This is a genomic window from Rickettsiella endosymbiont of Rhagonycha lignosa (genome assembly GCF_964031165.1).
Taxonomy (GTDB): domain Bacteria; phylum Pseudomonadota; class Gammaproteobacteria; order Diplorickettsiales; family Diplorickettsiaceae; genus Aquirickettsiella.
Genome location: NZ_OZ035011.1, coordinates 870703 through 884130, shown reverse-complemented (window position 1 = coordinate 884130; position 13428 = coordinate 870703). Strand labels below are relative to the sequence as shown.

At 37.7% G+C, this 13428-nt stretch carries 13 protein-coding genes; 8 read left to right on the top strand and 5 right to left on the bottom strand.

All coding sequences use genetic code 11. The features are described 5' to 3' along the window. Positions 1 to 12 precede the first annotated feature (12 nt). The 4 genes from AAHI99_RS03990 (at position 13) to lysS (ending at position 4682) form a co-directional block, all read left to right on the top strand. The gene (locus tag AAHI99_RS03990; RefSeq protein ID WP_342227017.1) at positions 13 to 585 is read left to right on the top strand and encodes a BON domain-containing protein; all 573 of its coding nucleotides are present in this window, start codon (positions 13 to 15) and stop codon (positions 583 to 585) included. Positions 586 to 772: 187 nt separating this feature from the next. After that, entirely contained in the window at positions 773 to 1954 is a 1182-nt protein-coding gene (locus AAHI99_RS03985) for a DesA family fatty acid desaturase (RefSeq protein ID WP_342228352.1), read from the top strand. Positions 1955 to 1996: 42 nt separating this feature from the next. Continuing rightward, a protein-coding gene (gene prfB / locus AAHI99_RS03980) for a peptide chain release factor 2 (protein WP_342227016.1) occupies positions 1997 to 3095 on the top strand; the annotation gives its coding sequence in 2 pieces (ribosomal slippage) (positions 1997 to 2071 and positions 2073 to 3095; 1098 coding nt in all). Positions 3096 to 3167: 72 nt separating this feature from the next. Next, the gene (lysS, locus tag AAHI99_RS03975) at positions 3168 to 4682 is read left to right on the top strand and encodes a lysine--tRNA ligase (RefSeq protein WP_342227015.1); all 1515 of its coding nucleotides are present in this window, start codon (positions 3168 to 3170) and stop codon (positions 4680 to 4682) included. An 84-nt stretch (positions 4683 to 4766) separates the two neighbouring features. On the opposite strand, the gene rpmG is transcribed toward lysS, so the two are convergent. The 5 genes from rpmG to AAHI99_RS03950 all read right to left on the bottom strand — a co-directional run bounded on the left by rpmG (position 4767) and on the right by AAHI99_RS03950 (position 8434). Next, positions 4767 to 4919, bottom strand: coding sequence for a 50S ribosomal protein L33 (rpmG, locus tag AAHI99_RS03970; protein ID WP_339049490.1), 153 nt, complete (start codon positions 4917 to 4919; stop codon positions 4767 to 4769). A gap of 18 nt (positions 4920 to 4937) precedes the next feature. Further along, entirely contained in the window at positions 4938 to 5174 is a 237-nt protein-coding gene (gene rpmB, locus AAHI99_RS03965; protein WP_339049489.1) for a 50S ribosomal protein L28, read from the bottom strand. 76 nt (positions 5175 to 5250) lie between these two features. Next, positions 5251 to 5925 (bottom strand): RadC family protein, encoded by a 675-nt coding sequence (gene radC, locus AAHI99_RS03960; RefSeq protein WP_342227014.1) that lies wholly within the window; start codon positions 5923 to 5925, stop codon positions 5251 to 5253. Positions 5926 to 6191: 266 nt separating this feature from the next. Next, positions 6192 to 6641: an EVE domain-containing protein gene (locus AAHI99_RS03955; RefSeq protein WP_342227013.1), complete on the bottom strand. Its 450-nt coding sequence runs from the start codon at positions 6639 to 6641 to the stop codon at positions 6192 to 6194. 86 nt (positions 6642 to 6727) lie between these two features. Continuing rightward, positions 6728 to 8434 (bottom strand): proline--tRNA ligase, encoded by a 1707-nt coding sequence (locus AAHI99_RS03950; protein ID WP_342227012.1) that lies wholly within the window; start codon positions 8432 to 8434, stop codon positions 6728 to 6730. Between the two features lie 241 nt (positions 8435 to 8675). Between AAHI99_RS03950 and AAHI99_RS03945 the strand changes: the two genes are divergently transcribed. The 4 genes from AAHI99_RS03945 to AAHI99_RS03935 all read left to right on the top strand — a co-directional run bounded on the left by AAHI99_RS03945 (position 8676) and on the right by AAHI99_RS03935 (position 13348). Then, a complete protein-coding gene (locus AAHI99_RS03945) occupies positions 8676 to 9197 on the top strand; it encodes a hypothetical protein (protein ID WP_342227011.1) in 522 nt (173 codons plus the stop codon). 177 nt (positions 9198 to 9374) lie between these two features. Further along, complete coding sequence (locus AAHI99_RS07605; protein WP_425288733.1) at positions 9375 to 9476, top strand: FmdB family zinc ribbon protein; 102 nt, start codon at positions 9375 to 9377, stop codon at positions 9474 to 9476. A 346-nt stretch (positions 9477 to 9822) separates the two neighbouring features. Next, positions 9823 to 12486 (top strand): hypothetical protein, encoded by a 2664-nt coding sequence (locus AAHI99_RS03940; RefSeq protein ID WP_342227010.1) that lies wholly within the window; start codon positions 9823 to 9825, stop codon positions 12484 to 12486. Positions 12487 to 12994: 508 nt separating this feature from the next. Continuing rightward, positions 12995 to 13348: a zinc ribbon domain-containing protein gene (locus tag AAHI99_RS03935; protein WP_342227009.1), complete on the top strand. Its 354-nt coding sequence runs from the start codon at positions 12995 to 12997 to the stop codon at positions 13346 to 13348. Positions 13349 to 13428 lie beyond the last annotated feature (80 nt).

Genomic DNA, 13428 nt, shown 5'->3' with positions numbered 1-13428 from the left:
CTAGGAAACGAAATGAGAAAAATCTTTGTTATTTTAATCCTATCATTGGGGTTACAAGGTTGTCTGGCGGGTGCTTTTGTGGCTGGTAGCGCAACGACGGGTGGTTTAGTGACGGATCCACGTCCTATTAATACGATTAAATCCGATGAGGAAATTAACTTTAGGATCAACAGAAAATTAGCGAATGATCCGGTACTCAATGCAGAAACACATATTGCTGCGGTGAGTTACAATCAGGTGATATTGTTAACTGGTCAGGCCTATGATGAGGAATTAAAGGCTAGGGCAGAACACTATGCCAAAAGCATCCCGCAAGTGCGACGGGTATTTAATGAAATTGTGTTAGGCATTCCTACGACGGTGTATCGACGTGCTCAGGATGTGGGTATCACTTCCACCGTAAAGACCAAGATGTTTGCTAATAGAGAACTTAAATCGAATAATTTTAAGATAGTCACTGAAGATGGAGTGGTGTATATATTGGGTATAGCAACAGCTAAGCAAGCAGATTTAGCGGTATCAATAGCGAGAGACTCTTCAGGTGTGAAAAAAGTGGTTAAGTTAATAGAATACAAAGAAGGATAGGAATAAAATTTTATAAAGAAATTTTTTGATTAAACTCACAGCAATTGGATTTTTTTGAGAGTGGATCGTGAAGTGAGCAACCAGAATGTATTCAAGATATATGAGGATTGCGAATTGAACGGCAACACAGACAAAAAATTTAAATGCGAAGAGTAATAGCATTAAAATACAAGAGGTTACTGTGGAAATACTATACGGCGTATTGAATTTATCATTCTGGGGTTATGTTGTTGCTTTATTGATTTTGACGCATATCACTATTGTCGGCGTCACGGTGTATTTACATCGATCTCAGGCGCATCGTGCGCTGGAATTGCATCCAGCCATCTGTCATTTTTTCCGTTTTTGGATTTGGTTAACCACGGGGATGGAAACCAAAAAGTGGGTCTCTATCCACCGTAAGCATCATGCTAAGTGTGAAACGGAAGAAGATCCACATAGTCCGCAAACCCGAGGTATTAAAAAAGTATTTTTTGAAGGCGCTGAACTGTATCGCGCCGAAGCGAAAAATCAGGATACGATGGACCGTTATGGTCAAGGGACACCCGATGACTGGTTAGAGCAACATGTTTATACTAAACATAGTGCGGCAGGTATTGCGCTAATGTTTGTTATTGATCTGGTTTTATTTGGTATTCCTGGGATTAGCATTTGGGCCTTACAGATGGCTTGGATACCTTTCTTTGCAGCGGGTGTCGTGAATGGTATTGGCCACTATTGGGGTTACCGAAACTTTGAATGCCCTGATGCGGCGCGCAACATCATTCCATTAGGCGCCTTTATTGGGGGTGAAGAATTACATAATAATCATCATACCTTTCCAACCTCCGCTAAATTTTCGGTCAAATGGTGGGAGTTTGATTTGGGTTGGGTTTATATTCGCTTATTACAATTTTTAGGTTTATCTAAGGTTAAACGGATATCACCAAAACTTGAGAATATTCCCGGTAAATCATCGATTGATTCGGATACCTTAGCGGCATTGATTACCAATCGTTTTCAAGTATTGGCGCGTTATAGTCGCGAAGTGTTATTACCCGTGTTACAGGAAGAAAAATTAAAAGCGAATACGAGCAGTAAAGCGTTATTAAAGCGCGCTAAGGTTGCATTAATTCGTACCGAGTCTTTGTTAAACGAAGAAGGTAAACAGCAGATTGCTGAAGTAATGGATAATCATCATATGTTAGCCTTAGTATACCAATACCGTCTTAAACTCCAGGCGATTTGGGGTCGTACGACAGCGACGCAACGCGAGCTATTAGAAGCTTTACAGGATTGGTGCAAGCAAGCGGAGGCAACCGGCGTGTATGCCTTACGGAAATTTGCGATTAGTTTAGCTGGGTTTTCGACACAAAAAAGATTAAATTAAGTTGCCAACAAAATAATTTTTATTTAGTTCACCTCTTTTTTTATGTTTGAAACCGCACCTATTATTCAAAAAGTCAAAGAACTTGAAAACCGTAGTATGGAATTACGGAGGTATCTTTGACTATCCCACCAAACTTGAACAACTCCAAGAGTTAGATCATGAATTACAGGATCCAAACATTTGGAATCATCCTGAAAAAGCTCAACAATTAGGCAAAGAACGTGCGCAATTGCAGCAGATAGTTGATACCTTTCAGCAATTAGAAAAAGGATTAAGTGATATTAACGATCTCTATGAGTTAGCTTTAACTGAAAATGCTCACGATCTTTTAGCGACCTTACCTCAAGAATTGCAATTACTGGAAACGCGTTTAGAACAACTCGAATTCAGGCGGATGTTTCCGCGCGAATTAGATAAAAATTCTGCGTATTTGGAAATACAATCCGGTTCTGGTGGCACTGAAGCACAGGATTGGGCAGAAATGTTATTACGTATGTACCTGCGTTGGGGAGAGCAAAATCATTTTAAAGTTGATTTAATAGAAGTCTCTGCCGGCGACGTAGCTGGAATAAAAAGTGCTACGATTAAATTCGAAGGTGAATATGCTTATGGTTGGTTACGTACCGAAACGGGTGTACATCGCTTAGTGCGTTTATCACCTTTCGACTCCAATAAACGCCGACATACTTCCTTTGCAGCTGTGTTTATATCGCCAGAAGTAGATGAATCTATTGATATACAGATTAATCCAGCCGATTTACGTGTTGATACCTATCGAGCTAGTGGTGCAGGCGGACAACATGTTAATCGTACTGATTCGGCAGTGCGTATCACGCATATCCCTAGTGGTGTGGTGGTGCAATCACAAAGTGATCGTTCGCAACATAAAAATCGCGATCAAGCGATGAAACAATTACGTGCTAAATTATACGAGTTGGAAATGCGCAAGCGCGCTGAAGAAAAACAAAGTCAAGAGTCTTTGAAACGAGATATCGGTTGGGGCAGCCAGATACGTTCTTATGTTTTAGATGATGCGCGCATTAAAGATTTACGCACGGGTGTCGAAACACACAATGTTCAAGTGGTACTTGATGGAGGAATAAATCTTTTTTTATTGGCGAGTTTAAAAGCAGGCTTGTAAAGGATTGCTTTTTCCTTACCATCATCTGCTAAACTAGGATGCTTAAAAATCTGTAAGTTTGGAAACAACATCATGAGCCATGAAAAAGTAACGATAACGAATAATGCTGAAGATTTATTTTCGCAACGTTTGGCAAAATTAAACGAATTACGCAGCAGCAAAGAGGCTTACCCGAATCATTTTCGTCGGGATAGTTTAGCTGCTGATTTATATAGCCAATATGAACAAGCTGATACTGAACTATTACAGCAAAAAAATCAGACCGTGCGTCTTGCAGGTCGGATTATGTTAAAGCGCGATATGGGTAAAAGTTTATTTCTCGATATTCAAGATATGTCTGGCAAAATACAAGTCTATGTCAAACAAGACGCTATTGGATTAGAAGAATTTGAAGCAGTTAAACGTTTGGATTTGGGAGATATTGTTGGCATTATCGGCGTATTATTTCGTACTAAAACCAAGCAACTTTCCATTAAGACTGAAAAAATTTATTTATTAAGTAAATCTTTACGTCCTTTACCGGATAAATTTCATGGGCTTTCAGAATCGGATAAGGAACAACGTTATCGACAACGTTATTTAGATTTGATTACCAACGAAAAAACGCGAAAAACCTTTCAAATTCGTTCTCAACTGATCAGCGGGATTCGTCAGTTTTTAAACCAGCGGGGTTTTGTTGAAGTAGAAACGCCGATGATGCATGTTTTACCTGGTGGTGCAGTGGCAAGACCGTTTATCACCCATCACAACGCTTTAGATATGGAATTATTTCTGCGTGTAGCGCCAGAATTACATTTAAAACGCTTAGTTGTGGGTGGAATGGAAAAAGTTTTTGAGATAAACCGTAATTTTCGTAACGAGGGTCTTTCGACTCGACATAATCCTGAGTTTACAATGCTGGAATTTTACCAAGCTTATGCTGATTATCATGATTTAATGGATTTAACTGAACAATTAATTCGCGAGTTAGCACAAACTATTTTGGATACCGAACAATTGACTTATCAGGGTGAAACCTATGATTTGTCCAAGCCGTTTAAACGTTTAAGCGTAATTAAAGCCATACTTGAATATAATCCGCAGTGGCACCTGCAAGATATTACTGTATTAGCATCCTTGCAAAAAATTGCCTCTGATTTGAAGATTCCAGTAAGTGATTCTATCGGACAATTGCAGTTTGCTGTGTTTGAAGAAACAGTGGAGCAAAAATTAAAGCAACCTACGTTTATTACTGAGTATCCTATTGATGTTTCGCCTTTGGCTAGACGTAATAATGAAAATCCACAATTAGCGGATCGTTTTGAACTCTATATCGGTGGTCGAGAATTGGCAAATGGATTTTCTGAGTTAAATGATCCAGAAGATCAAGCAGCGCGGTTCAAACAGCAAAGTTTAGCCAAATCTGCGGGTGATCTAGAAGCAATGGCTTATGATGAAGACTATATTCAAGCATTGGAATATGGTCTACCACCCACCGCCGGAGAGGGAATAGGTATTGATCGATTAGCGATGTTATTTACCGATTCAGCTTCGATTCGAGACGTTATTTTGTTTCCATTGATGCGTCCGGAAACTAAGCATGAATGAGCGTTAATTTTCAGGAAATGAGATATAAAATAAGCCTGCTAAATAAACGGATTCATTTTCGTAGGCTTAAATGGATGGAGATAACTATTTAATCTTATCTTCTTCAAACATTTCATGTTTGCGGGTGATGGGATCGTATTTTTTAAATTTTAATTTATTCGGTGTGGCTTTCTTATTTTTACTGGTTGTATAGTAATAAGCGCTGGCCGTAGACTTTAATTTAATTTTATCACGCATGATGTGCTTTTTTCCCGTTTAAACTTTTTCGCCACGCTGACGTAGCGTAGCCAGTACTTTATCAATGCCTTGCTTCTGAATAGTACGCAGACCATCTGCCGTTATTCTTAATTTAACAAAGCGTTTTTCTGTAGCCACCCAAAGGCGACGAACGTGTAGGTTAATCTGAAAACGACGTTTAGTTTTTCGGTTAGAGTGAGATACATTGTGTCCCACCATGGGTTTTTTACCCGTTACCTGACAGACCCTAGCCATATAATAGTCCCCAATGCAGATTATCTTAATAGAATGCCCGCTTTTATACCAAAAATGCAGCAAACTGTCAAAAGATTTACAACAAACCTTGTGTGGCAAAAGAGGTTATGGAGCCTTCTCCGATAATGATATGGTCTAAAAGGCGTACATCAATCGCCGCTAAAATAGATTTAATTTCTTGTGTAATCCTTTTATCTGCTTCACTGGGTTTTGCAATACCAGATGGGTGATTGTGTGCCAAAATGACCGCTGCGGCATTATGTTGATATACCTGCCTGACAAGTTCGCGAGGGTATACGGCCGCTTCGTTAATACTACCATGAAAAAGTTCTTTAAAATGAATAAAGCGATGAGCATTATCCAAAAATAAACAGCTAAAGACTTCATAAGGGTAAGCTCTCAGCTTGTGCGTTAAATAGTGATAGACATCGTGTGGATTTTCAAAGGTAGTACGCTGTTCGAGATTTTCTTGCAAACAGCGAGTTGCTAATTCTTTAGCAGCTTGAATTTGGACGTATTTTGCCAGACCTAAACCGAGTGTCTTTGAGAATTGTTCCAAACTGGCCGCAACAATGTAACGTAAGCCCCCAAATTGCAACAGGAGATCGCGACTAATGTCTATGGCAGTTTTTCCGCGGACACCGGTACGAACGAATAATGCTAATAGTTCAGCGTCAGATAAAAAAGCGGCACCCTGAGAGATTAATTTTTCACGTGGACGTTCCTTTGCAGGCCAATTAGTAATAGACATATTTACTTTTCCCTAAGTTAATTATTATTTTTATATTTTACTCTTCGCACTTGACATTGTCTGTGTATCGCGCAGATCGCAATCCTCATGTATCACTCATACATTCCGATTGCTCATTATCACGACGCCTTGCTAAAAATCCTATTGCTATGAGTAACTATTTTTCGCACTTGAATTTTTGGTTGTGTTGTCACTCAACTTGTACTTGGAGTAGAGATCATTATATTAAATAGCAATGATTTTAAATAGAGCTCGAATGCTTAAATTTATAGGTTATGTTCTCGAGCCATAATATGTTGCCATTCGAAGGGTGTTAGCGGCATAACCGATAATCGGTTTCCTTTTTGTAATAAACGCATTCCTTTTAGCGCAGTTTGGGTTTTTAAATCTTCTAAAGAAATAATCGATTTAAAAATTCGTATTAATTGTACATCAACGCTAACCCAACGCGGCTTACTGACTGAACTTTTAGGATCATAATGATGATCATCTATCTGCAAGGCCGTTTTATCTGGATAAGCGGCATTCACTATTTTTATCATGCCAACAATACCTGGCGTAGGACAACTCGAATGATAAAAAAAAGCCTGATCGCCTTTTTTCATCGCTTGCAAAAAATTTCGTGCTTGATAATTTCGTACACCATCCCAGGGTTCAGTTTGTTGAGGACGCTTGGCTAGATCCTGTATGCTAAAACATGTGGGTTCAGATTTCATTAGCCAATAGTTCACTTACTTTTCCCCGCTTTAATTAAATAAAAAAATGTGAGTAGTTTTTACTGATTAATATTATTGAAGAGTTTTTATAAAGTTAACTTTTTTTGCAAAAAATTTAAGATGCTGTGAATGGTTAGCATTTGTTCATTTTTTTCAGTTCGAGCTTTGTAGGAAACGACTTTATCTTGTAAAGTTTTTTCACTGATGACCAAACGATGCGGGATGCCAATCAGGTCATTATCAGCAAACAGCAAACCGGGACGCTCTGCGCGATCATCTAATAGAACATCCATGCCTGCTTCGCTCAGCTGTAGATAAAGGGCATCGGCAGCTTGTTTTACCAATCCAGATCGGTGATAAGCAATTGGTACTATCACCACTTGAAACGGAGCCATGGCGTCGGGCCAAATGATACCTTGTTCATCATGGTTTTGTTCGATAGCGGCACCGACGATACGTGATACACCAATGCCATAGCAGCCCATTTCCATGGGGAGTTGGTTACCATCTTCGGTGGTAAAGTTAGCATCCATGGCGCGAGAGTATTTATTACCTAACTGGAAAATATGGCCGACTTCGATACCACGTTCCATTTTTAAATGTCCTTTTCCATCCGGACTCGGATCACCGACTTGTACTTGGCGTAAATCTGCTATTGAGGGAAGTGGACAATCACGTTCCCAATTAACGTTAGTGTAATGAAAACCTTCTTCATTAGCGCCACAGACAAAATTGGCAAGTACAGCAGCGGATCGATCGACAATTAACGGTATCGATAGACCGACTGGACCTAAATAACCAACAGGGGCTCCAGTTAAAGTTAAGATGTCTGTTTCTTCAGCAAATGTGATTGGATGTGCGATCTCTAGTATTTTCGCCAGCTTAGTGGGATTTAATTCGTGATCACCGCGGAGTATAAGACCAATTAAAGGATCTTTCTTTCCTTTTACCATTAATAACTTGACGCAATGTTGCGGATCTATTTTTAAAAACTCACACACTTTGGCAATGGTTTTTGTACCGGGAGTTTTTACTTTCTCGAGTGCAGCGCTAGGAGCAGGGCGTTGATCGGTAACTAAACTTTCTGCAAGTTCAGCATTTGCGGCATAATCACTGCTATCGCTATAAAAAATTTGATCTTCGCCGGTTTGCGCTAATACTTGAAATTCTTGGGATTGACTGCCGCCGATGTTACCGGTATCGGCTAAGACGGCACGAAACTTTAATCCTAAGCGTGTGAAAATTCGACAATAACTATCATGCATGACCTGATAGGTTTCAGCCAATGAAGCTTTATCGCGATGAAACGAATAAGCGTCCTTCATAATAAATTCACGCGCGCGCATGACTCCAAAACGTGGACGAATTTCATCACGAAACTTAGTTTGTATTTGATAAAAAATGAGCGGGAGTTGTTTATAACTACGTACTTCGTTACGTACTAAACTGGTAATGACTTCTTCATGTGTAGGGCCAAAACAAAACCAACGTTGATGTCTGTCAGTAATACGCAGTAATTCCGGTCCATACGCATCCCAGCGTTCCGATTCTTGCCAAAGCTCAGCCGGTTGCAGATTGGGCATCAGTACCTCTTGACCATGGATGCGATTCATTTCTTCGCGCACGATGCTTTCGACTTTGCGTAATACGCGTAAACCCAATGGCAGCCAGGTATAAATTCCAGAAGCTAATTTACGGATCATACCCGCGCGTAGCATCAGTTGATGGCTTTTGACTTCGGCATCGGCCGGTGCTTCTTTGAGCGTGGGTAAATAAAGATGACTGCTGCGCATAATATCTAGCCTTTATTAAAAATGAGCATACTTTTGCTAAAGCTTACACGAGAATAGTATGACTGCAAAATCAGAGTTATTTTTATCTTGATAAAGTGAATTTTTCCAACGAGTAATTACATTCAATGGATTTGTTTCAAGCGTTTATTTTCATTTTTTGTTATACTCATAAAGTGCATGAGAAGTTCAGTCATTTTAAAGATAAATTTTAACTTATTAGGTAGAAAAAAGGTAGGTCGCTATGTTTGAGGATAATGTTGATGTAGAAAATCCATTGTATGAGAGCTTTGAGGACCGGAATAAAAAAGAATTCTTAGAAAAAATAATTACTGATATAGACAATATAAATCAATCTCTTGATAAGATTTTTGATGATCTATCTGTTGAAACTCAAATATTAATTGCAAGTATAAATAATACTAAATCGGAACTTAATCAGCTAATCAATGATAAAGAATTCTATACTCCAGCTGAAAAAGAAATTTTTCGCGAACTCCAAGGACATCTAGAAAAATTACCACTCCAATTAATGCAGTTACCTTATTCTAATCAGCAATTTATTAATAATCTATGTAAAGCGATTAATACATTACTCGAAAAATTAGCTGATTTTTTTATGAATGGACCGCTTGTTAGTGAAGGTGTGTATATTGCGAATCCATCGCAGCCATATCATTTTAATTTCTTTCATCCTTCTAGGCTCGTAAATACTTCAGTAGAAGATTTATCAAAGGGTTTAAACGCTTTCTCTACAAGTCCTTAAAAATAAGCAAAGAAAAGCACGGATGCTTTTCTCAAGCTTACACTCTGGCCAAAGTCTACACACTAGATTAAAATGCGTCTTAGATATCCTGACAGCGTGTAAGGGATAACCGTATTTATCTGCTGTCTTTATAATACCAACCACGGCTGAAAAAATAATTGAGGTACCTATGCACCAATTTCTGAATATCAATGTAAGGCCTGCGGGCATACTTTTGATACGGTACAGAGTTTCAGCGAAGAACCTTTGACCGATTGTCGTGTAAAGAACCCGCGCTAAAGAAATTGATTTCGGCATCGGCCGGTGCTTCTTCGAGCGTGGGTAAATAGAGATGACTGCTGCGCATAACAATAACCTAAAAAAGATCATGTTATTAGTTTAAAGCTTACATAGAATAGACCTACTACAAAACCATACACTAATTTTTTATAAATCTCAAAAGCTTGAGTTGACTCGATAAGTTACCTGTAGAGTGCATATCCTATTTAAGTATTATTTGTAATGATTTTTTATTACTTAAAAGCATATATTACTTTTGAGCTAGCCAATGCTAAGATATTTAAATAAATGTGGATTACTATCTACTTTGAAATTAAAAGATTTTTTTATTAAAAATGAGAATTTTATGCCAAAAAAAAATGTCATTGCAATTGATTATTCCGGTTCTACCAATATTTCATGGAATGACGGAAATAAAAAATATTGGCAAAGTATTGAGGATTACATATCTAATATAAATCCTGAGGATACACAATTTATTTTTTGGGATGATAGAGAGAATCCTGAAGTGGTGAGTCAAGCACAGGCCCTAATCAAGGCTAAGCAAGGCAAGGGCTATGGAGGCACTAAACCAGACACTTTTATTCAACATTTAGTACCAGATAAAGAGGGAATTATTTTAAGTATCTTTACCGATGGTCAGGTAGGAGAAAAAGAAGTGGGGCGTTGTGATCGACTTTTAGAAAAAAAAATTATTAAAATTAAACAACTCAAGGTTTTTTTTATTGGTCCTAAAGACAATATGAACCTGTCAGTCTCAGCGCCGTTCATGCGCGCAGAACGGATACCGGATGGAGGGATGGATTGTGAAATCAAGATTAATGAAGAGATAACACGTCAAATTTTAAAACCCGCCTTGTCTCAAATAGAAAAATATTGGGGCAAACCTGAGTTTTTTCTTAAACAAGCGTCTAGTTTCTTAAATGAATTAACATTGCAAAATTTAGGTCGAAATAACCAAGATATGATTTTTCGAAATAAGTTAGTGGAGTTACAAAAAAATTTGCTACAAGTTGTGGTGGAAAATAAGCAATCTGGCGAGCTTAAGAATAACCAAGATAGTATAATGCTGGCATTGCAAAATAAAGATGAAAAGTCTGCTATGAACGGACTTAAAAATTTTTTGGAAAATTCAACTGACGAAACTGAAAAACAAATAGAAGCATATTTCCAAAAAATATTTACACTGCTTGATAAGAAAAATGATTATTCCTTTGATCAGCTCAGTGCAAATAGGTTGACTCGAGCTCCAGAAGTAAAAAAAGTAGCGGTTGAAGAAGTCGAAGAGATATCCAGCTTAGAAGTGAGATTCGAATGTCCCATCACATTCGAAGAGGATCTTCCGGTATTATATATCAAAAATTCTTACCAAAAGAGTGGTGAGCAATCGAGTAGTACAGTCAAAAAATATCCACCGGTTTTCCAAGATATTTCTAAACAATATCAAGATTACTTAATCAGCAACCCTTTGGCTATTTTAGAAAATTCTGAATTAGTCGCTAAAATTAAAAAACGTTTGGATCAGGTTGTTGGACTTAATACGACGGTAGAACTTTGCAAAAATAACAAGCCGTTAACATCTCTGATCACACGAGAGTCTATATCCTCTTTTATATCTACTTCAAATGAACCATCGCATCGGCGAGCGACTCATTATGCATTAGCCGATTTGTTTTTTGGGGAAAAATTATGCGGTGTACCTGAACTATGGTTAGCCGTTGTTTATTTTATAGCAAAAAATTCTGAGCATTTAAATACAGAAAATAATTTTGGTCATTTTATAGAAAGTTTTAAAAATAATTTAATGAGTGAGTTAAAAAATAATAGTACCTATATGACATTATCTGGTTTAAGCAGCAACGGTCCATTACTTAAAGTGCCGGTAGCGATGGCTGTGTGGTATTGCGTTGTGAGCCCTAAACTTGACAATAGGCCAAATCGTTTAAGAACGATAGGCACAAAACATCATCTCAATCTTTTAGATGAATTGGATTACCCTTATGACGGATCGACGTTGCATCAATTAGCCCTTTACCAAACGTACGCTTCGATGTTGAAGCAAGCAAAACAAGATCCTAAGAAATTTAATAACTGGGTTCGTTCTTTATATCAGAACTCCTTAAGACTGTCTGATAATACGCTCATTATGTTGGATGGAGCTCCTAAACATGATCCAAATTCAATAAGAATTTCACCCGAAAACATAGGAAAGCCTATTGAGCTTTCTTTAGCTAAAGATCAGTCTACTAGGGAAGGGGATGACCTTTTATATACCTTATCAGTGGGGGAAATATTGGCATTGACAAAACTAGTAGATCCTTCTAAAAAGGTAGAAGCTATAGACATACCCAATAATTTTCTGGAGCTAGCAATCCCTGCTTCCAAAAAAAATTATAATAATAAGGAAAATACAACAGAACATAAAACGGAAATTTGTCCATTGACTCTCCGCCCCTACAGTATTGATCCGGTTTCTAAAAACAAATGGCTAGATGCTGCTGAGGAGAAGTTCGGCCCACTTTCTGGGCAAATATCGGCATACAATTATTTTATTCGTTATGTAACCGAGGAAGAAAAATTTCCATCCCTTGAGGAACTTATAAAATGGTTGGTAGAAAAGCAAACTCAACGGCAAATTGATCCGAAGGATACGCTACCTGAGTCTATTTCTACTACCGTAAACGATTTATATGATAGCTATACAATAGCCTGCGAAAAGTTGTTTTCAGATTATTCCGTACAAGCTAGAGTTCTTTTTAAGAATTACGAAAAAGCAAAAGAAATCTACGATGTTAAAGGTGCATCATTTACTTTATCGGATATGTTAATAGAGTTATTTAAAGAAATAACTGAGCAGAGTAGAGGTAAAGATAAACGTGTTGAATTTGAATCGAAATGTAATGATTATGGCCAAAAAGCAACAAACAAAAGTGCTTTTTTTGCAAATACTGCAAGTCAAGTGTCCAACGATAGGTCCTATGATTCTTCTATTGAAGTTAAGTTGAAATAAATTATACTTAAAATTTGCTCCTAAAAATTTTAAAAAAAGAAAACGAAGGAATGTTTTCTTTTGCTAATAAACCCTAGCTTTGCAGGAATAACTTGGTTAGCATTGTTTATTAAATTTATTACGGACAATTAAAATAAAAATTTCCGGAGCTCGTATGGCAATTGAGAAAAAACAATTGCTAAAAAAAGTGACGACCCACAATGTCAATAGACATATTGCATTTAAAAGAATCTAGGCTTCGCCAATACAACTATTTTATCTGTCATGAAAAGTTGAGCGATAATACTGCCTTACTCAACAAGAATCTCAATAAAATTGAGAATTTTAAAAAAAGGGTTCAAATTAGATACCTACCCAGAAAAGATAAGTGATCCTGCTGGCCAAACTGTAAACACTGGATTAAAATGCCGATTAATGACGCGACACCGTAAACAATAGTCTAGTATTTTTTACTGGCTGTCGGGTTGACCACAATATCCGAATGAATGCAAAAATAATTGAGGACACTATGCCTATCTATGAATATCAGTGTAAGGCTTGCGGGCATACTTTTGATACGATACAAAGCTTTAGTGAAGAGCCTTTGACCGATTGTCCAGTCTGTAAAGAACCTGCACTGAAGAAATTGGTTTCAGCAGCGGCTTTTCATTTAAAGGGCAGTGGATGGTATGTCACGGACTTTAAAAATCCACCGGCTAAAAAAGTGGAAAACTCAGAAAAAGCTAAAACTGAGGACGCGAGTAAACCTGCGGAAACGAATAAAGAAAGTAACACGACTGAAAAGAAAAACAAAGACACCGTTGCCGAAAAACCTGTCGAAAAAACTAACAAAACGGATAAATCGGGTGAAAAATCCTCTTAACTTAAAAATATCCTCACAGCAATTGAGTTTTTGGCAAGGCGCCGCGATAATGAAGCAACCAGAGTGTATTTTCTATACAT